This is a genomic window from Streptomyces sp. NPDC058459, assembly GCF_042721685.1.
Classification (GTDB): Bacteria; Actinomycetota; Actinomycetes; order Streptomycetales; family Streptomycetaceae; genus Streptomyces.
The window spans coordinates 1-18,571 of sequence record NZ_JBHXLV010000012.1 but is presented as its reverse complement, the minus strand read 5'-3'; the positions used below and the strand labels follow the sequence as shown (position 1 = coordinate 18,571).

The 18,571-nt window shown below is 71.1% G+C and carries 17 protein-coding genes and 1 tRNA gene; 12 read left to right on the top strand and 6 right to left on the bottom strand.

All coding sequences use genetic code 11. The annotated features are described in order from the left end of the window. Nucleotides 1-163 precede the first annotated feature (163 nt). Genes paaA through paaE form a run of 5 tightly spaced genes read left to right on the top strand, consistent with a single transcriptional unit; the run spans nucleotide 164 to nucleotide 3,789 of the window. The gene (gene paaA, locus ACFWN1_RS04505; RefSeq protein WP_384358095.1) at nucleotides 164-1,183 is read left to right on the top strand and encodes a 1,2-phenylacetyl-CoA epoxidase subunit PaaA; all 1,020 of its coding nucleotides are present in this window, start codon (nucleotides 164-166) and stop codon (nucleotides 1,181-1,183) included. Further along, a complete protein-coding gene (paaB, locus tag ACFWN1_RS04500) occupies nucleotides 1,180-1,467 on the top strand; it encodes a 1,2-phenylacetyl-CoA epoxidase subunit PaaB (RefSeq protein WP_384358093.1) in 288 nt (95 codons plus the stop codon). Before paaA ends, paaB begins: the two co-directional genes overlap by 4 nt. Next, complete coding sequence (paaC, locus tag ACFWN1_RS04495) at nucleotides 1,464-2,183, top strand: 1,2-phenylacetyl-CoA epoxidase subunit PaaC (RefSeq protein WP_384358091.1); 720 nt, start codon at nucleotides 1,464-1,466, stop codon at nucleotides 2,181-2,183. Before paaB ends, paaC begins: the two co-directional genes overlap by 4 nt. Continuing rightward, nucleotides 2,177-2,725 carry a 1,2-phenylacetyl-CoA epoxidase subunit PaaD gene (gene paaD / locus ACFWN1_RS04490; RefSeq protein ID WP_384358089.1) on the top strand — a complete coding sequence of 183 codons (549 nt, stop codon included), beginning with the start codon at nucleotides 2,177-2,179 and terminating at the stop codon, nucleotides 2,723-2,725. The genes paaC and paaD overlap by 7 nt, the downstream gene beginning before the upstream one ends. Further along, complete coding sequence (gene paaE / locus ACFWN1_RS04485) at nucleotides 2,725-3,789, top strand: 1,2-phenylacetyl-CoA epoxidase subunit PaaE (RefSeq protein ID WP_384358087.1); 1,065 nt, start codon at nucleotides 2,725-2,727, stop codon at nucleotides 3,787-3,789. The genes paaD and paaE overlap by 1 nt, the downstream gene beginning before the upstream one ends. Nucleotides 3,790-3,828: 39 nt before the next feature. On the opposite strand, the gene ACFWN1_RS04480 is transcribed toward paaE, so the two are convergent. The 5 genes from ACFWN1_RS04480 to ACFWN1_RS04460 are packed head-to-tail and all read right to left on the bottom strand — an operon-like array spanning nucleotide 3,829 to nucleotide 8,551. Continuing rightward, on the bottom strand, nucleotides 3,829-4,158 hold the full coding sequence (locus ACFWN1_RS04480) for a rhodanese-like domain-containing protein (RefSeq protein WP_384358167.1): 330 nt from the start codon (nucleotides 4,156-4,158) through the stop codon (nucleotides 3,829-3,831). 59 nt (nucleotides 4,159-4,217) lie between these two features. Beyond that, nucleotides 4,218-5,039: a hypothetical protein gene (locus ACFWN1_RS04475; protein WP_384358085.1), complete on the bottom strand. Its 822-nt coding sequence runs from the start codon at nucleotides 5,037-5,039 to the stop codon at nucleotides 4,218-4,220. Further along, nucleotides 5,020-5,577: a hypothetical protein gene (locus ACFWN1_RS04470; RefSeq protein ID WP_384358083.1), complete on the bottom strand. Its 558-nt coding sequence runs from the start codon at nucleotides 5,575-5,577 to the stop codon at nucleotides 5,020-5,022. Before ACFWN1_RS04470 ends, ACFWN1_RS04475 begins: the two co-directional genes overlap by 20 nt. Then, entirely contained in the window at nucleotides 5,574-7,067 is a 1,494-nt protein-coding gene (locus ACFWN1_RS04465) for a DUF2252 domain-containing protein (RefSeq protein WP_384358081.1), read from the bottom strand. Before ACFWN1_RS04465 ends, ACFWN1_RS04470 begins: the two co-directional genes overlap by 4 nt. A 56-nt stretch (nucleotides 7,068-7,123) precedes the next feature. Then, complete coding sequence (locus ACFWN1_RS04460) at nucleotides 7,124-8,551, bottom strand: MATE family efflux transporter (RefSeq protein WP_384358079.1); 1,428 nt, start codon at nucleotides 8,549-8,551, stop codon at nucleotides 7,124-7,126. Nucleotides 8,552-8,796: 245 nt separating this feature from the next. Here ACFWN1_RS04460 and ACFWN1_RS04455 point away from each other — a divergent pair, with 245 nt between their 5' ends. Continuing rightward, nucleotides 8,797-9,339, top strand: coding sequence for a PadR family transcriptional regulator (locus ACFWN1_RS04455; protein ID WP_384358077.1), 543 nt, complete (start codon nucleotides 8,797-8,799; stop codon nucleotides 9,337-9,339). A 160-nt stretch (nucleotides 9,340-9,499) separates the two neighbouring features. On the opposite strand, the gene ACFWN1_RS04450 is transcribed toward ACFWN1_RS04455, so the two are convergent. After that, nucleotides 9,500-9,586 (bottom strand) — tRNA-Leu (locus tag ACFWN1_RS04450). A 439-nt stretch (nucleotides 9,587-10,025) separates the two neighbouring features. On the opposite strand from ACFWN1_RS04450, the gene ACFWN1_RS04445 reads away from it, so the two are divergent. The 6 genes from ACFWN1_RS04445 (at nucleotide 10,026) to pknB (ending at nucleotide 18,435) form a co-directional block, all read left to right on the top strand. Beyond that, nucleotides 10,026-10,877: an FhaA domain-containing protein gene (locus ACFWN1_RS04445; RefSeq protein ID WP_384358075.1), complete on the top strand. Its 852-nt coding sequence runs from the start codon at nucleotides 10,026-10,028 to the stop codon at nucleotides 10,875-10,877. 10 nt (nucleotides 10,878-10,887) lie between these two features. Continuing rightward, on the top strand, nucleotides 10,888-11,430 hold the full coding sequence (locus tag ACFWN1_RS04440; protein WP_384358073.1) for an FHA domain-containing protein: 543 nt from the start codon (nucleotides 10,888-10,890) through the stop codon (nucleotides 11,428-11,430). 141 nt (nucleotides 11,431-11,571) lie between these two features. Further along, nucleotides 11,572-13,128: a Stp1/IreP family PP2C-type Ser/Thr phosphatase gene (locus ACFWN1_RS04435; RefSeq protein WP_384358071.1), complete on the top strand. Its 1,557-nt coding sequence runs from the start codon at nucleotides 11,572-11,574 to the stop codon at nucleotides 13,126-13,128. Between the two features lie 27 nt (nucleotides 13,129-13,155). Continuing rightward, nucleotides 13,156-14,625 carry an FtsW/RodA/SpoVE family cell cycle protein gene (locus tag ACFWN1_RS04430; RefSeq protein WP_384358069.1) on the top strand — a complete coding sequence of 490 codons (1,470 nt, stop codon included), beginning with the start codon at nucleotides 13,156-13,158 and terminating at the stop codon, nucleotides 14,623-14,625. Between the two features lie 178 nt (nucleotides 14,626-14,803). Further along, entirely contained in the window at nucleotides 14,804-16,279 is a 1,476-nt protein-coding gene (locus ACFWN1_RS04425; RefSeq protein WP_384358067.1) for a peptidoglycan D,D-transpeptidase FtsI family protein, read from the top strand. A 170-nt stretch (nucleotides 16,280-16,449) separates the two neighbouring features. Beyond that, a complete protein-coding gene (gene pknB, locus ACFWN1_RS04420) occupies nucleotides 16,450-18,435 on the top strand; it encodes a Stk1 family PASTA domain-containing Ser/Thr kinase (protein ID WP_384358065.1) in 1,986 nt (661 codons plus the stop codon). Nucleotides 18,436-18,571: the final 136 nt, after the last annotated feature.

The following is an 18,571-nucleotide window of genomic DNA, read 5'->3' as shown; positions in this document are numbered from 1 at the left end:
CCGCAGGGCGTCGGCGGTATCGGCGGTGTTTTCCACAGCGGTTGAACCCCACGTTTTCCACAGCGGTTGACACCCGACGACGCCCCGGCACACCATTGACACGCACGAACCGAACGATCGGTCGGGGCGTGCTTCCTGCAGAGTCCTAGGTCAGGGGGACCGCATGGCCACAGCAGCCGCGCCTCGCACGGACCGCACATCCGCGGGCGGCGCACCCGGCGCCACCGCGGACACGGCGGCGCACCAGCACGCCTTCGACGCGGCCGTGGCCGCCGAGGAGCGCATCGAGCCACGCGACTGGATGCCGGACGCCTATCGGGCCACCCTCGTCCGCCAGATCGCCCAGCACGCCCACTCCGAGATCATCGGCATGCAGCCGGAGGCGAACTGGATCACCCGCGCCCCCAGCCTGCGCCGCAAGGCCATCCTGATGGCCAAGGTCCAGGACGAGGCGGGCCACGGCCTCTACCTCTACAGCGCCGCCGAAACCCTGGGCACCAGCCGCGAGGAGCTGCTCGACAAGCTGCACACAGGCCGCCAGCGGTACTCCTCGATCTTCAACTACCCGACCCTGACCTGGGCCGACGTGGGCGCCATCGGCTGGCTGGTGGACGGGGCCGCCATCACCAACCAGGTCCCCCTCTGCCGCTGTTCCTACGGCCCCTACGCCCGCGCGATGGTCCGCATCTGCAAGGAGGAGTCCTTCCACCAGCGCCAGGGGTACGAGCTGCTCCTCGCGCTCAGCAAGGGCACCCTCGAGCAGCACGCGATGGCACAGGACGCGGTCGACCGCTGGTGGTGGCCCTCGCTGATGATGTTCGGCCCGCCCGACGACGCCTCCCAGCACTCGTCCCAGTCCATGGAGTGGAAGATCAAGCGCCACTCCAACGACGAGCTGCGCCAGCGCTTCGTCGACATCGCCGCCCCCCAGGCCGAGTCCCTCGGTCTCACCCTCCCCGACCCGGACCTGAAGTGGAACGAGGAGCGCGGGCACCACGACTTCGGCGTCATCGACTGGACCGAGTTCAAGGAAGTACTGAACGGCAACGGCCCCTGCAACGAACAGCGCATCACCCAGCGCCGCCGCGCACACGACGAGGGCGCCTGGGTCAGGGAAGCGGCCGCCGCCCACGCGGCCAGACACGCCGGGAGCACCGGCCGGACAGGAGCGACGCGCGCATGACCGACACCGACTGGCCCCTGTGGGAGGTCTTCGTCCGCTCCCGCCGCGGCCTCTCCCACACCCACGCCGGCAGCCTGCACGCTCCCGACGCGGAACTGGCCCTGCGCAATGCCCGTGACCTGTACACCCGGCGCGGCGAGGGCGTCTCCATCTGGGTCGTCCCGGCCACCGCCGTCACCGCCTCCTCGCCCGACGAGAAGGACCCGTTCTTCGAGCCGGCCGCCGACAAGCCCTACCGGCACCCGACCTTCTACGAGATCCCGGAAGGGGTGAAGCACCTGTGACCGCCATCGTCCCCGCCACCGCCGCGCTCGCCCTCGGCGACGACGCCCTGGTGCTCTCCCACCGCCTCGGGGAGTGGGCCGGGCACGCCCCCGTCCTGGAGGAGGAGGTCGCCCTCGCCAACATCGCGCTCGACCTGCTCGGCCAGGCCCGCGTCCTGCTCTCCCTGACCGGCGACGAGGACGAGCTGGCCTACCTCCGCGAAGAACGTGCCTTCCGTAACCTGCAGTTGGTGGAGCAGCCGAACGGCGACTTCGCCCACACCATCGTCCGGCAGCTCTACTTCTCCACGTACCAGCACCTCCTGTACACCGAACTCGCCTCTCAGGAAGGCCCGTTCCAGCCGCTGGCCGCGAAGGCGGTCAAAGAGGTCGCCTACCACCGCGACCACGCCGAGCAGTGGACCCTGCGCCTCGGTGACGGCACCGTGCTCAGCCACGACCGGATGAGCCTGGCCCGCGACGCGCTGTGGCGCTTCACCGGCGAGATGTTCCAGCCGGTTCCCGGTGTGGACATCGACTGGGCTGCTCTGGAGGCGAGTTGGCTCCGGTCCGTGACGGAGGTGCTCGACCGCGCCACCCTGGCCGTCCCCGAGGGCCCCCGTACGGGCGCCTGGGCGGCCGGCGCGGGCCGGCAGGGCCTGCACACCGAGTCATTCGGGCGGATGCTCGCCGAGATGCAGCATCTGCACCGCAGCCATCCGGGGGCGTCATGGTGACCGCCACCGCGCTGGAGTCGGAGCTGCTGGAGCTGGCCGGCTCGGTGCCCGACCCCGAACTCCCCGTGCTCACCCTGCTGGAGCTGGGCGTACTGCGCGCGGTGCACCTCACCGGTGCCGACTCGGTCGAGGTGGACCTCACCCCCACCTACACCGGCTGCCCGGCGGTCGAGACGATGAGCGCCGACATAGAGAGGGTCCTGCGCGCCCACGGTATGCACGAGGTCACCGTCCGGACCGTCCTCGCCCCGGCCTGGTCCACGGACGACATCACCCCCGACGGCCGCCGCAAGCTCCAGGACTCCGGCATAGCCCCGCCCCGCACCCGGCACCCCGGCGGCCCGGTCCCCCTCACCCTGAGCCCGACCCGCACCGGGCACGACGGGGAAGCACCGGCCGGGGCGGCGCTGGAAGCCGTCCGCTGCCCGCACTGCGACTCCACCGACACCGAGCTGCTGAGCCGCTTCTCCTCAACCGCCTGCAAGGCGCTGCGCCGATGCCTGACCTGCCGTGAACCCTTCGACCACTTCAAGGAGTTGTGATGGCACGCTTCCACCGGCTCCGGGTGGCCGAGATCGACCGGCCGACCGACGACTCGGTCGCCGTCACCTTCACCGTGCCGCCCGAACTGCGCGAGGAGTACCGGCACAAGCCGGGCCAGCACCTCACCCTGCGCCGCCGCGTGGACGGCGGGGACATCCGCCGCACCTACTCGATCTGCTCCCCGGCCCCCGGTCCCGCCGGGGACGGCCCGAGCACGCTGCGGGTGGGGGTGCGGCTGGTCGACGGGGGCGCGTTCTCCACCTACGCGTTCAAGGAGATAGCGGCCGGGGACGAGCTGGAGGTGATGACCCCGGCCGGGCGGTTCACCCTGGACCCGGCGCCGGGCCACTTCGCGGCGGTCGTGGGCGGCAGCGGCATCACTCCGGTGCTGTCGATCGCAGCCACGCTGCTGGCCCGTGAGCCGGGCGCACGGTTCTGCCTGATCCGGGCCGACCGCACGGCCGCGTCGACCATGTTCCTGGAGGAGGTGGCCGACCTGAAGGACCGTTACCCGGAGCGGTTCCAGCTGGTGACGGTGCTCTCCCGCGAGGAGCAGCAGGCGGGCCTGCCGTCGGGGCGCCTGGACCGGGACCGGCTCACCGGGCTGCTGCCCGCGCTGCTCCCGGTGGACCAGGTGAAGGGCTGGTTCCTGTGCGGGCCGTACGGGCTGGTGGAGGATGCCGAGCGGGCCCTGCGCGGCCTCGGCGTGGACCGGTCCGGCATCCACCAGGAGATCTTCCACGTGGACGGCGGCACAACCCCGGCCACCACCGCCCCGGCGGCCGCGCACAGCACGGTCACCGCCCGCCTGGACGGCCGCGGCGGCAGCTGGCCGGTCCAGCAGGGCGAATCCCTGCTCGACACCGTCCTGCGCAACCGCCCCGACGCCCCCTACGCCTGCAAGGGCGGCGTCTGCGGCACCTGCCGCGCCTTCCTGGTCTCCGGCGAGGTCCGCATGGACCGCAACTTCGCCCTGGAGACGGAGGAGACCGAAGCGGGTTACGTCCTGGCCTGCCAGTCCCACCCCCTGACGGAGAAGGTGGAGGTGGACTTCGACCGGTGAGCGGCCAGGCGGCCAGGTGTCCAGGCAGCCGGGCGTCCTCTAGATCACGACCCCGGCCTGGCCGGCCTCCGTCACCACCGGGCGGCCGGCGGCCTGCCAGTGCTTCATGCCGCCGTCGACGTTCACCGCGTCGATGCCCTGCTGGACGAGGTACATCGTGACCTGGGCCGAGCGGCCGCCGGAGCGGCAGATGACGTTGACGCGGCCGTCCTGCGGGGCGGCCTCGGTCAGCTCGCCGTACCGGGCGACGAACTCACTGATCGGGATGTGCAGCGCCCCCTCGGCATGACCGGCCTGCCACTCGTCGTCCTCGCGGACGTCCAGCAGGAAATCGCCGTCCTTGAGGTCCGTGACCTCGACCGTGGGCACACCAGCTCCGAAACTCATGCCCCCGACGCTACCCGAAGCGCCTCACACGACGCTGTGCCTCACTCCTGCGTCAGCAGCGCCGCGAGATCGGTCTCGCGGCGCGCGATGTCGCCGTGCAGCCGCTCGGCGATCTCCGTGAGGAGGCTGTCGGGGTCGTCCGGGGCGAGGCGGAGCATGCCGGCGATGGCGCCGTTCTCCAGTTCCCGCGCGACCAGGGTGAGCAGTTCCTTGCGCTGGGCGAGCCACTCGAGGCGGGCGTACAACTCGTCGCTGGGGCTGGGCTGCCGCTCGGGCGGCACCGGGCCGGCGGCCCACTCCGCGGCGAGTTCCCGGAGCAGGGCCTCGTCGCCCACGGCGTAGGCCGCGTTGACGCGGGTGATGAACTCCTCGCGGCGGGTGCGCTCGGCGTTCTCCTGGGCGAGGTCGGGGTGGGCCTTGCGGGCGAGGTCGCGGTAGAGCTTGCGGACCTCCTCGCTGGGACGCACCCGCTGGGGAGGCCGCACCGGCTGGTCGGTGAGCATCGCGGTGGCTTCCGGGAAGAGGCCCTGGCCGTCCATCCAGCCGTGCAGCAGCTCCTCCACGCCGGGGATCGGCTGGAGGTTCGCGCGGGCCTCGGCGGCGCGGCGGAGGTCTTCGGGGTCCTGGGTCCGGGCCGCCCGCGCCTCGGCGATCGAGACGTCCAGTTCCTCGATGCGGGCGTAGAGGGGGCCGAGCCGCTGTTCGTGCAGCCGGGCGAAGTTCTCGACCTCGACGCGGAAGGTCTCCACGGCGATCTCGAAGTCGATCAACGCCTGCTCGGCGACGCGGACGGCGTTTTCCAGCCGTTCTTCGGGCCGCGGCGACTGGGACTGCTCGGTCTGCTCAGCTTCCGGGGTCGTCACCCGACCAGCCTAGGCCACGGCCACCGGAGCCGAACGCGACGGAACGGAACGACCGCCCCGACTCACCGACTCCCCCTGGGGGCCCGCATCCCGCCAGCCGGCCGGTACCCACTCGGCCACCAGGTCGCGGCAGGCCACCGCCCAGCCGGCCGGGGCGGCAGGCCACCTCGCGGGTGCAGCCGCCGGGCAGCGGCAGGATCTCGTCGCGGATCACACCGCCCAGCGAAGCCGGGTCGCATCCGTCCAGCACGTCCGACTGGATGCGGGAGACGCCGGTGTGGCGGACGAGGAGGTCCCCCTCGGTCGGTGAGGTCCCCCCTCGGTCGGTGAGGTCCCCCCTCGGTCGGTGAGGTCCCCCTCGGTCGGCGGCGAAGGCACGCGCGCTCGGCGGGAGTCCGGCGGCGATGCCGGGCAGCCGGGTGAGACAGGGGCGGGGATCGGCGAGCACCGGCTGCTCACCGTCTCCCGAACCGCTCCGCAGCTCGACGTACTTCATCCCAGCACCCAGGCCCCGGATCTTCGCCGCGTCGGCGGTCACACCCCCGTCTCGGCCGCGATCAGCCCGGAGCGCACCGCAGCGACCAGCCGGGCGTGGTCGGCTTCGGTGCGGTCGGCGTAGGTGACGGCGAAGTCGGCCACGGCGTCGTCCAGTTCCTCGTTCTTGCCGCAGTAGCCGGCGATGAGGCGGGGGTCGACGCCGTGGGAGTGGGCGCGGGCCAGCAGGGCGCCGGTCATCCGGCCGTAGTCGTCGACCTGGTCGGCGGCGAGCGCGGCGGGGTCCACGCTGCCCTTGCGGTTGCGGAACTGGCGCACCTGGAAGGGACGTCGGCCGACGGTGGTCCAGCCCAGCAATATGTCGCTGACGACCTGCATCCGCTTCTGTCCGAGGACCACGCGCCGTCCCTCGTGCCCGGCGGGCGGCGCCAGGAAGCCAGCGCCGGCCAGGTGTTCGGTGAGCGCGGAGGGCCGGGCCTCCTTCACCTGGAGGACGAGCGGCTCACCCCGGTGGTCGAGGAGCAGCACCACGTAGGACCGGGTGCCGACGCTGCCGGTGCCGACGACGCGGAAGGCGACGTCCTGCACCGCGTACCGCGCGAGCAGCGGCAGCCGGTCCGGACCGAGCGTCGACAGATACGGCTCCAGCGAACCGGCGACGACGCCCGCCTCGGCGTCCGGGACGCGGCGCAGCACCGGCGGGGCGTCCACGAAGCGGCGGCCGCCGTCCCGGGTCTCCTCCGTCGACCTGGCGGCGAAGCGGCCGCTGGTGTTGGCCCGTGCCTTCGTCGCGACCCGCTCCAAGGTGCCGATGAGGTCGTGGGCGTCGGTGTGGGAGACGAGTTCCTCGTCCGCGATGGCGTTCCAGGCGTCCAGCGCGGGCAGTCTGGCGAGCAGCCGCATGGTGCGCCGGTACGCGCCCACGGTGTCCCGGGCGGCCGCGCGGCAGGTGTCCTCGTCGGCTCCGGCCTCCCGCCCGGCCAGCACGAGGGAGGCGGCGAGCCGCTTGAGGTCCCACTCCCAGGGGCCGTGCACGGTCTCGTCGAAGTCGTTGAGATCGATGACCAGGCCGCCGCGCGCGTCGCCGTACAGTCCGAAGTTGGCCGCGTGGGCGTCTCCGCAGATCTGGGTGCCTATCCCGGTCACCGGGGTACGGGCCAGGTCGTACGCCATGAGGCCGGCCGAGCCGCGCAGGAAGGCGAAGGGGGAGGCGGTCATGCGGCCCACCCGGATCGGGGTCAGCTCGGGGATGCGCCCGGCGTTGGACTCCTCGACCGCGGCGACCGCGTCCGGACGCGTGTCGTCCAGCACGAGGGCCCGGTGGGAGGCGCGGGGGACCCCGGCCCGCAGCGCCTTGCCCCGGTGCTTGGCGGAACCGCGCGGCGGCCACTGCGCGAACCCCGGCAGCCGGGGCACCCGGCTCTCCCGACCCCCGCCATCCACCGCGTCAGCCAGCTCCACCCCGGCTCCGGTCACCGTGACCGCCTCCCCCGCACACCGACCGCCCACGCCCCGCACGAGCGTCTCGAACATCAACTCGTGCCGAAGGTACATGCGGTGCCCGAAACGCGTCAGACCCTGTGGACAACTCACCCCTTGTGGACATCCACGACCTCTCCCGCACCAGCACCCCCACGCCGACCCGGTGCCGCCCCGCCCAGGCGCCGGAAGAACACCCACGTCACCACGTACTGCGCCCCGGTCCCCAGGCTCATCGACATCCACACCCCCCGCACTCCCAGAGCGGTGAGCGACAGCCCGTAGGCGAGGGGCAGTTGGACACAGGCGCCGAGCGCCGTGACCGCGAACAGCGCCCGCGTGCGCCCCACGCCCATGAACACGCCGCCCAGCGCCACCACACCGGCGAGCAGTACCAGGTAGGGCAGCAGAAAGCGGAAGAACACCGCTCCCGCCTCGATCGCGGCGGGCTCACCGGTGAAGAGCCGCATCAACGGGCGCCCGCCCAGCGCGAGGAGGAGACCGGCGCCGAAGGCGGTCGCCGTCGCGAGCAGCAGACTCTGCCGTCCGATCAGCCGCGCGGCGCTCCGCCCGGCGCCCCGTGTCCGGGCGGCCAGGATGGCGGCGGCCTGCCGGCAGGCGTAGCAGGCCATGGTGACGAGAAGCATGACCTTGGACCCGACGCCGTAGGCGGCGAGCGGACCCGCGCCGAACCTGGCCACGATGCCGACGAGAGCCGCGCTCATACCCATCCGCAGCACGAAGTCCCCGGACACCGGAAGTCCGACGCGCAGCACGCGCCGCAGCTCGGCGGCCGTGCCGGGACCGGACGCCTCCCCCGGTCCGCGCACCCGGCCTAGCACCCGGCCGAGCAGCAGCAGACTCACCGCCAGCGCCACCGCCCGGCCGGCCAGAGTGGCGAGCGCGGCGCCCTGCACACCCAGCCGGGGCAGGACGCCGACGCCATGGATCAGCAGGGGATCAAGGACGAGCACGCACCCGTTGGCCAGCAGCGCCATCCGCATAGGGGTGCGGGTGTCACCGGTGCCCTTGAAGAGGCCGTCGACGACGTGCTGGGCGAAGAAGACCGCCATGCCGGGGAAGGAGACGGCGAAGAAGCCGACGGCCAGCCGGTGCACCTCGCCCTCCGCGCCGCCCACGAGCAGCGTGGCGACCCGGTCCCGGAGGAGGAAGCCGCCCACGGTCACGACGGGCGTGATGATCAGCCAGAGGACGGCGACCGCGCGGACCACGACCGCGACCTCCCAGCGCCGTCCGGCCCCCAGGGCTTCCGCCAGCAGCATCGTGGCGCCGGTGCCGGCCATGAGGATGACACCGAGCAGTACGTTCTCCAGCGTGCTCGCCACGGCCACGGCGCCCACCGCGGCCTCGCCGAGGCGGGCCACCCAGAGGGTGTCGATGATCCCGGTGACCACACCGGAGAGCAGTTCGCCGTAGACGGGGACACCGAGCCCGAGCAGTTCCCTGCGGGTGGCGGCCGGAGTGCCGGGCACAGCCGCCGCGCGGGTACGCGCACATCGCTCGGTCGCAGGAGACATCAGCCACACCTCTCCGAGGGCGCACGCCTCCGACAACGCGCACGCGCGCGTACCCGTCGTGGACACGCCTCCCCGACGGCCCGCCCAAGCTACCTCTAATAGAGTGTCTCTAATAGAGGTAGCGCAGACTTCTTCCCGAACCGCCGAACCGCCGGACCGCCGAACCCCCGGATCAACGGACCCCCGTACCCCCGGACCCTCAGCCCCCAACCCCCCCAACCACGTCGAGACAGCGAAGGACAACCGTGCTGACCCTCGCCATCCTGGGCTTCCTGGCCGAACGCCCCGTGCACGCCTACGAGCTGCGCCGCCGCCTCTCGGACCTGATCGGCCACAACCGCCCCGTGAGCGACGGCGCCCTCTACCCCGCCCTCAACAGGCTGCGCCGGGCCGGGCAGCTGGAACGGGAGGCCGAACCCGGCGACAGCGCTCCCCAGCGGCAGACACTGCGGATCACTCCGGCCGGCCAGGCCGAGCTGCTGCGCAGACTGAGCGAGCCGAAGGAGACCGAGATCACGGACGGCGGCGCGTTCTTCACGCTGCTGGCCTTCCTCAGCCAGGTGCCCGAACCCGGGCGCCGGGCGGCGGTACTGCGCCGGCGCCTGGACTTCCTGACCCGGCCGGCGGGCTTCTTCACCCATGACGGCAGCCCGGTACGCATCGCCGACGAGCCCGACCCCTACCGCAAGGGCATGCTGATCATGGCCAGGGCCGCCCAGCGGGCGGAACGCGCCTGGCTGGAGGAGGCCCTCCGGGAACTGGGCGCCGAGCCCCCGCGGACCTCCTGATCCCAAGGGCCCGCGCAGCGGCCGCCCTTCGCCAACTCCCGCCCGTCGACACCTGGAAGGCCCAGAACCCTTGAGACCTTCCTCACAACGGGCCACCGGGAAGCGCCTGGCCGCAAACGCCGAAGTGGGCGACATCTTCACGATGCCGCCCACTCGACTGTGGTGCGCGAGGGGGGAGTTGAACCCCCACGCCCTTTCGGGCACTGGAACCTGAATCCAGCGCGTCTGCCTATTCCGCCACCCGCGCATTGGGTGCGTCTTCCGGTTCGACCCTCGCGGGCTGGCCCCTTCCGACATGCAGAACATTAGCACGGCACACCGGGTGGAATCACATCCCTTCCCCAGGGCCCCGACCTGGCCATCTGTGCCGTGCGGCCCGGGAACCCGCACCGCACGGGGGCCCCGCCGGACGCACCCGGAACCGCCACCCCTGTGGACAAAGCTGTTCAGGTATCAACCTCGTACCGGTCCCGGCCATCTCATCCACAGGGGGGCCGGGCCGGCCGCCGGGTGCGGGACACTGGAGCAGGGCCGCCTCTACGATCCTCCTCCGAAGGAGTTCGAAGGGCAGCCGCTGGGGGAACCGGCTGATTGCCGGGCGCGTAGATACGATCAGTGAGCAGTACCGGCGAGGCTGCCGCGCCGAGCACGGCACGGCAGAACGGCAGCGACGGAGGAGGTGCCCCATGGGAGTCCTGAAGAAATTCGAGCAGCGTATCGAAGGTCTGGTCAACGGCACCTTCGCCAAGGTGTTCAAGTCCGAGGTCCAGCCGGTCGAGATCGCCGGCGCGCTCCAGCGGGAGTGCGACAACAACGCGACCATCTGGAACCGCGACCGGACCGTGGTCCCCAATGACTTCATCGTGGAGCTGAGCACGCCCGACCACGAGCGGCTCAGCCCCTACTCCGGCCAGCTCGGCGACGAGCTGGCCGGAATGGTGCGCGACTACGCCAAGCAGCAGCGCTACACCTTCATGGGCCCGATCAAGGTCACCCTGGAAAAGGCCCCCGACCTGGACACCGGTCTGTACCGGGTGCGCAGCCGCACCCTCGCCTCCTCCAGCAGCCAGCAGGAGCCCCCGGCCCCCCAGGCCGGCGGCGCCCCGGGCCCCCAGGCCCACCAGGGCGGCTACGGCTACCCGCCCGCCGGAGCCCCCCCGATGCCGTCAGCGCCGCCTCCCGGCGCCCGGCCCGGCGGCTACGGCTACCCCCAGCCCGCCACCCAGCGGCCCTCGGCCGCCCCGATGGGCGGCGCCGCGACCCGCTTCTGGGTCGAGGTCAACGGCGCCCGCCACCAGATCTCGCGCCAGACCCTGGTGATGGGCCGCAGCACCGAGGCGGACGTGCGGATCGACGACCCCGGCGTCTCCCGCCGGCACTGTGAGATCCGGACCGGGACGCCCTCGACGATCCAGGATCTCGGGTCCACCAACGGCATCGTGGTGGACGGGCAGCACACCACCCGCGCTACGCTCCGCGACGGCTCGCGGATCGTCGTGGGCAGCACCACCGTTATCTATAGGCAAGCCGAAGGGTGAAGCGGGGGCAATGTCAGAGCTGACCCTCACGGTCATGCGGCTGGGTTTCCTGGCCGTACTGTGGCTGTTCGTGATCGTGGCCGTGCAGGTCATCCGCAGCGATCTGTTCGGTACGCGTGTGACACAGCGGGGATCGCGCAGGGAGGCCCAGCGTCCGCAGGCCGCCGCCCGGCAACAGTCCGCGCCCCCGCAGTCGCAGGGACGCGCCCAGCGCGGACAGCGGGCCCAGCAGAGCGGCGGCGGCCGCCAGCGGCGCAACGCGCCCAGCAAGCTCGTCGTCACCGAGGGCACCCTCGCCGGGACCACCGTGGCGCTCCAGGGCCAGACCATCACCCTGGGCCGCGCACACGACTCGACGATCGTGCTGGACGACGACTACGCCTCCAGCAGGCATGCCAGGATCTACCCCGACCGCGACGGTCAGTGGATCGTGGAGGACCTCGGTTCCACCAACGGCACCTACCTGGACCGGTCCCGGCTGACGACCCCGACGCCGGTCCCGCTGGGCGGGGCCGTCCGCATCGGCAAGACCGTCATCGAGCTGCGGAAGTAGTGCTACACCAATGAATGAGCGCGAGCGGAGCGAGCACGCGGCGGCGGACCGCAATCCGGTCCCCCGCGCGCTCCCGACCGGAGGGTGGGCAGTGTGGCTCGACACGACCGGCTGTACCCGGAGCCGACTGGCGAGGTGCGCATGAGCCTGTCACTGCGCTTCGCCGCCGGATCGCACAAGGGCATGATCCGGGAGGGCAACGAGGACTCCGGTTACGCCGGTCCGCGCCTGCTCGCCATCGCCGACGGCATGGGCGGCCAGGCCGCCGGTGAGGTCGCCTCCTCCGAGGTCATCTCCACCCTGGTCACGCTCGACGACGACGTGCCCGGCTCCGACATCCTCACCTCGCTGGGCACCGCCGTGCGCCGCGCCAACGAGCAGTTGCGCGGCATGGTCGAGGAGGACCCCCAGCTCGAGGGCATGGGCACCACCCTCACCGCCCTGCTGTGGACCGGCCAGCGGCTCGGCCTCGTGCATGTCGGCGACTCGCGCGCCTACCTGCTGCGCGACGGCATGCTCAGCCAGATCACCCAGGACCACACCTGGGTGCAGCGCCTGGTCGACGAGGGCCGGATCACCGAGGAGGAGGCAGGCGCCCACCCGCAGCGCGCGCTGCTGATGCGCGCCCTCGGCAGCGGCGACCACGTCGAGCCCGACCTCTCCATCCGCGAGGTCCGCGCGGGCGACCGCTACCTCATCTGCTCCGACGGGCTCTCCGGCGTCGTCTCCCACCAGACGATGGAGGAGACCCTCGCCAGCTACCAGGGCCCGCAGGAGACCGTGCAGGAGCTGATCCAGCTCGCCCTGCGCGGCGGCGGCCCCGACAACATCACGGTGATCATCGCCGACGTGCTCGACCTGGAGACCGGCGACACCCTCGCCGGGCAGCTCTCCGACACCCCGGTCGTGGTCGGCGCCGTCGCCGAGAACCAGCACCACCTGAACCACGACAACGGCATCATGCAGACCCCGGCCGGCCGCGCCTCGCACCTCGGCCGCCAGGGCCGCGGGCAGGGCGGTGGCGGCGGGTTCGGCCAGCCCGGCCCCGGCGACACCGACGAGTACGCCCCCGAGGGCGGCTTCGGCGCGTACTCAGACGAGGACTTCACCAAGCCCCGCAAGGGCCGACGCTGGCTGAAGCGTTCCCTCTGGGGCGCGCTGGCCCTCGCGGTCATCGGCGGCGCGGTGTACGGCGGCTGGCGCTGGACCCAGACCCAGTACTACGTCGGTATCAACGGCGAGCATGTCGCGCTCTACCGGGGCATCAGCCAGGACCTCGCCTGGGTCTCGTTGTCCAAGGTCGAACAGGACCACCCCGAGATCGAACTCAAGTACCTGCCGCCCTACCAGCAGCAGCAGGTCAAGAACACGATCGTGGTGGCGGGCGGTCTCACACAGGCGCGCTCCAAGGTGGAGACGCTCTCCGTGCAGGCGTCCGCCTGCCGCAAGCAGGCCGAGCGCACCAGCGCCGAGCGCGAGCAGCAGAACTCCAAGACGGGCCAGGGCGCGACCGGCGGCACCACCGGTGCCACCAGCACCGCCTTCACCAAGGCCAGCCCGACGCCCAACCCCTCGGCCTCATCGCCGAAGTCCCCGGCGTCGCCCTCGAAGTCCCCGACCGCCACCGCCACTCCCCGGCCCGGCCCCAGCCTCTCCGAGGATGAGCAGAAGGTCGCCGATCAGTGCGGCAAGCAGTAGGCAAGCCGTGAGAGGCCCCGTCACACGATGAGCAGTACTACCAACACCCCGACGCACCAGACGTCCACGATCGGCTCGATCGGCGCCCCGAGCCGCCGCAACACCGAGCTGGCCCTGCTGATCTTCGCCGTGGTCATCCCGGTGTTCGCCTACGCCAACGTGGGCCTGGCCCTCGACGACCAGGTCCCCGCGGGCCTGCTCGGCTACGGCCTGGGCCTCGGCCTGCTCGCCGGCGTCGCCCACCTCGCGGTGCGGAAGTTCGCCCCGTACGCCGACCCGCTGCTGCTGCCGCTGGCCACCCTGCTCAACGGGCTCGGTCTGGTGGCCATCTGGCGCCTGGACCAGTCCAAGCGGCTCCAGCTGATGCACGCGGCCGGCGACAAGGCGACCAACCAGCTGATCTACACGGCCCTGGGTATCGCGCTCTTCGTGGCCGTGCTGATCTTCCTCAAGGACCACCGGACGCTCCAGCGCTACACCTACATCTCCATGGTGGTCGCGCTGTTCCTGCTGCTGCTCCCCCTGGTCCCCGGCCTCGGCGCGGACGTCTACGGCGCCAAGATCTGGATCCAGATCGGCAGCTTCACCATCCAGCCCGGTGAGTTCGCCAAGATCGTGCTGGCGGTGTTCTTCGCCGGCTATCTGATGGTCAAGCGGGACGCGCTCGCGCTGGCCAGCCGTCGCTTCATGGGTCTCTACCTGCCGCGCGGCCGCGACCTCGGCCCCATCCTGGTCGTCTGGTTCATCTCGATCCTCATCCTGGTCTTCGAGACCGACCTCGGCACCTCGCTGCTGTTCTTCGGCATGTTCGTGATCATGCTGTACGTGGCCACCGAGCGGACCAGCTGGATCGTCTTCGGTCTGCTGATGTCGGCGGCCGGCGCGGTCGGCGTCGCCAGCTTCGAGCCGCATGTCCAGACCCGCGTCCAGGCGTGGCTCGACCCGATGGGCGAGTTCAAGGCCAGCCGCTCCGGCATCCATGACGGCCTCCTCCACTCCGAGCAGGCCATGCAGGCGCTGTGGGCGTTCGGCTCCGGCGGCACGCTGGGTACCGGCTGGGGCCAGGGCCACTCCGAGCTGATCGGCTTCGCCGCCAACTCCGACTTCATCCTCGCCACCTACGGCGAGGAACTGGGACTCGCAGGCATCATGGCGATCCTGCTGATCTACGGCCTGGTCGCCGAGCGCGGTGTGCGCACCGCGCTGGCCGCCCGCGACCCGTTCGGCAAGCTGCTCGCCATCGGCCTGTCCGGCGCGTTCGCCCTCCAGGTGTTCGTCGTCGCCGGCGGTGTGATGGGGCTCATCCCGCTGACCGGTATGACGATGCCGTTCCTCGCGTACGGCGGTTCGTCCGTCATCGCCAACTGGGCGCTCATCGGCATCCTGATCCGCATCAGCGACACCGCCCGGCGCCCCGCGCCCACCCCGGCCGCCAGCCCCGACGCCGAGATGACGCAGATCGTGCGGCCCGGCGCCACCGGGCCCGACCCGCAGTGAGCGCGGCCGGGGGCGGGACCGTACCTGAGGGCGGGTCCCGCCCCCGGACCGTCGGAGCGTCCGCGTCCACAGGCAGTGCCCCTAGACTGTGGGCGGCCAAGGACGGGGGCCACCCCCAGCTACACCGAGAGACTCATGCGACAGGCGCCGCCCCTGTCAGCTCGTGGAAAGGCCGGACGTGAACAAGCCCCTGCGCCGCATCGCCATCTTCTGCGGACTGCTCGTCCTGGCCCTGCTGATCCGGGACAACTGGCTCCAGTACGTCCAGGCCGACAAGCTCCGCACCGCCTCGGACAACCGGCGGGTCGCCATCGAGCGCTACTCCGCCCCGCGGGGCGACATCATCGTGGACGGCGACCCGATAACCGGCTCCATGGAGACCAAGACCGGCGACTACAAGTACAAGCGCACGTACAAGAACGGGCCCATGTGGTCGCCCGTCACCGGCTACTCCTCCCAGGCGTTCGACAGCACCCAGCTGGAGAAGATCAACGACGGCATCCTCACCGGCAACGACGACCGGCTGTTCTTCCGCAACACCCTCGACATGCTGACCGGCAAGCCGAAGCAGGGCGGCAACGTCGTCACCACGCTCAACACGGCGGCGCAGAAGGCCGCGTACAGCGGGCTGAAGAACCAGGGCGGCAAGGGTGCGGTCGTCGCGCTGGAGCCCTCCACCGGCAAGATCCTCGCGCTGGCCTCGTACCCGTCGTACGACCCCTCGTCCTTCGCGGGTGCCCGTGACGACGACGCGGCGGCCTGGTCGAAGCTGCAGAAGAAGAACAACTCCGCCGACCCGATGCTCAACCGGGCGCTGCGCGAGACCTACCCGCCCGGCTCGACCTTCAAGGTGGTCACCGCCGCGGCGGCGCTGGAGAACGGCAAGTACTCCTCGGCCGACCAGAAGACGGACAGCCCGCTGCCCTGGATCATGCCCGGCACGGGGACCGAGCTGAAGAACGAGGGCAACATCCCCTGCAAGGACGCGACGATGCGGGTCGCGCTCCAGTTCTCCTGCAACACCGTCTTCGGCAAGATCGGCGCGGACCTCGGCAACGAGAAGATGCTGGACGAGGCCAAGAAGTTCGGCTTCGACGCCGAGCAGTTCATCCCGATCCGGACCAACGCCTCGGTGTTCGGCAAGAACATGAACGACTCGCAGACCGCGCTGTCCTCCATCGGCCAGTTCGACACCGCCGCCACCCCGCTGCAGATGGCCATGGTCGCCTCCGCGGTCGCCAACGACGGCAAGCTGATGAAGCCCTACATGGTGGACTCGCTGCAGTCCTCCGGTCTCGACCCGGTCGAGAAGACCGAGCCGCAGGAGATGAGCCAGCCGCTGTCGCCGGGCAACGCGCAGATCCTGCAGTCGATGATGGAGACGGTCGTCAAGGACGGCACCGGCAAGAACGCGCAGATCAACGGCGTGACCGTGGGCGGCAAGACGGGTACCGCGCAGCACGGTGTGAAGAACAGCGAGAACCCGTACGCGTGGTTCCTCTCCTACGCCAAGCTGCCCGACCACAGTGCTCCGGTGGCCGTCGCCGTGGTCATCGAGGACGACAACGCCGTCCGCGACGACATCTCCGGCGGCGGCCTCGCCGCGCCGATCGCCAAGCACGTCATGGAGGCGGTCATCAACTCCAGGAAGTGACCCCGCTCACGTGTCCTCCACAACGGCGCACGTTGCGATACCGGTCCGGTATCGGGTTATCGGCTTGGCCAGGGCACACGGAGCGAGCCGGGTACGGTAGGCCCGGACGGCAGCTCCGGCCGCGCACATCCGTGCCGGCCGGGACCGACGGAGAGGGCTGGTAAGTAGCTATGGAAGAGCCGCGTCGCCTAGGCGGCCGGTACGAGCTGGGCCACGTGCTCGGCCGTGGTGGCATGGCCGAGGTCTACCTCGCGCATGACACCCGCCTCGGCCGCACCGTGGCGGTGAAGACGCTGCGCGCGGACCTCGCGCGTGACCCGTCCTTCCAGGCCCGGTTCCGCCGGGAGGCCCAGTCTGCCGCCTCGCTCAACCATCCCGCGATCGTCGCTGTCTACGACACGGGCGAGGACTACATCGACGGGGTCTCCATCCCGTACATCGTGATGGAGTACGTCGACGGCTCCACGCTCCGTGAGCTGCTGCACTCCGGGCGCAAGCTGCTGCCCGAGCGCTCGATGGAGATGACCATCGGCATCCTCCAGGGCCTGGAGTACGCCCACCGCAGCGGCATCGTCCACCGGGACATCAAGCCGGCCAACGTCATGCTGACCCGCAACGGCCAGGTCAAGGTGATGGACTTCGGCATCGCCCGCGCCATGGGCGACTCCGGGATGACGATGACACAGACCGCCGCCGTGATCGGCACCGCCCAGTACCTCTCCCCGGAGCAGGCCAAGGGCGAGCAGGTCGACGCCCGTTCCGACCTGTACTCCACGGGCTGCCTCCTCTACGAGCTGCTCACCGTCCGCCCGCCGTTCGTCGGCGACTCCCCGGTGGCCGTGGCCTACCAGCACGTGCGCGAGGAGCCGCAGCCGCCGAGCGTGTTCGATTCCGAGATCACGCCGGAGATGGACGCGATCGTCCTCAAGGCGCTGACCAAGGACCCGAACTACCGCTACCAGTCGGCCGACGAGATGCGCGCCGACATCGAGGCGTGCCTGGACGGCCAGCCGGTCGGCGCGACGGCGGCCATGAGCACGGTCGGCTACGGCTACGCCGACGACCAGGCCACCACCGCGATGCGGCAGGAGCCGGCCGGGGCGACGACGATGCTCCCGCCGATGAACCCGGACGACGGCGGCTACGGCTACGACGACCGGCCCGACCGGCGGCGCCAGCAGAAGAAGAGCGGCAACAACACCTCGACGATCCTGCTCGCGGTCGCGGGTGTGCTGGTGCTCGTCGGCGCCGTCCTGATCGGGATGGTGATGTTCTCCGGCAACTCCGATGAGAAACCGTTCCCGGCACCGAACTTCGTGGGCAACTCGGTCGACGAGGCCCGGAAGATGGCGGAGGCCACCGATCTGAAGCTGGGCGAGGTCACGCGCAAGCCGTGCGACAACCAGCCCAAGAACAAGATCTGTTCGCAGGACCCGGCGGCCGGTACGGACGTCAACAAGAAGGACACCGTCAACCTGGTCGTCTCCACGGGCGCGCCCAAGGTGACCGTCCCCAGCGTCATCGGGCTCACCTTCGACGAGGCGCGGGAGAAGCTGGAGGGTGACGACTACCAGCTCACGGTGAAGAAGGAGACCCGCGTCTCCAGCGACACCCCGGGCAAGGTGGTCGACCAGACCCCCGTCGGCGGCAATGAGGTCCAGAAGGGCTCGACGATCACCCTGATCGTCGCCAAGGCCGAGGAGAAGGTCACCATCCCGAACGTCGCCGGCAAGTCCTGCGACGAGGCGAAGGCCGAACTCCAGAGCGTGGGTCTCGTCCCGACCTGCAACGACCAGCCTGTGGCCGACCCGGCCCAGAAGGACAAGGTCCAGGGCACCAATCCGGAGATCGGCCGCCAGGTCAAGAAGAACACCCCGGTCTCCATCAACGTCGGCAAGAACGACGCCCCGGAGCAGGTCCAGGTCCCCGAGGTCCGCACCCGGACCCTCAAGGACGCCCGCGACGCCCTCCAGGCCGCAGGTCTCCAGATCCAGCCCCAGGGACCGGGCGCCGGCGACGACAACGCCACCGTCCTCGACCAGAACCCCAAACCCGGCACCGCGGTCAACAAGAACGACCCCGTCACCGTGATAGTCGTGAGCCAGGGCGGCAACGGAGACGGAGGCGGCGGAATCTTCGGCGGCCAGAACGGCTGACCCCGCTCCGCTGATCAACGGCACAGTCCCCGGCACCACTTGGGACGCTGTTGGTTTATTCGGGGGTTCGCGTGACGTCGGCCTGCAAGACCCGGTTGTGGTCTTGCAGGCCGGCGGTGTTGTGTGGGGTGGATGT

Bases quoted from the DNA above. Each gene is read 5' to 3' on its own strand.
- paaA (WP_384358095.1), top strand. From the start codon at position 164: ATGGCCACAGCAGCCGCGCCTCGCACGGACCGCACATCCGCGGGCGGC.
- paaB (WP_384358093.1), top strand. From the start codon at position 1,180: ATGACCGACACCGACTGGCCCCTGTGGGAGGTCTTCGTCCGCTCCCGC.
- paaD (WP_384358089.1), top strand. From the start codon at position 2,177: ATGGTGACCGCCACCGCGCTGGAGTCGGAGCTGCTGGAGCTGGCCGGC.
- paaE (WP_384358087.1), top strand. From the start codon at position 2,725: ATGGCACGCTTCCACCGGCTCCGGGTGGCCGAGATCGACCGGCCGACC.
- ACFWN1_RS04465 (WP_384358081.1), bottom strand. From the start codon at position 7,067: ATGTTCGAGACGCTCGTGCGGGGCGTGGGCGGTCGGTGTGCGGGGGAG.
- ACFWN1_RS04460 (WP_384358079.1), bottom strand. From the start codon at position 8,551: ATGTCTCCTGCGACCGAGCGATGTGCGCGTACCCGCGCGGCGGCTGTG.
- ACFWN1_RS04445 (WP_384358075.1), top strand. From the start codon at position 10,026: ATGGGAGTCCTGAAGAAATTCGAGCAGCGTATCGAAGGTCTGGTCAAC.
- ACFWN1_RS04440 (WP_384358073.1), top strand. From the start codon at position 10,888: ATGTCAGAGCTGACCCTCACGGTCATGCGGCTGGGTTTCCTGGCCGTA.
- ACFWN1_RS04435 (WP_384358071.1), top strand. From the start codon at position 11,572: ATGAGCCTGTCACTGCGCTTCGCCGCCGGATCGCACAAGGGCATGATC.
- ACFWN1_RS04430 (WP_384358069.1), top strand. From the start codon at position 13,156: ATGAGCAGTACTACCAACACCCCGACGCACCAGACGTCCACGATCGGC.
- pknB (WP_384358065.1), top strand. From the start codon at position 16,450: ATGGAAGAGCCGCGTCGCCTAGGCGGCCGGTACGAGCTGGGCCACGTG.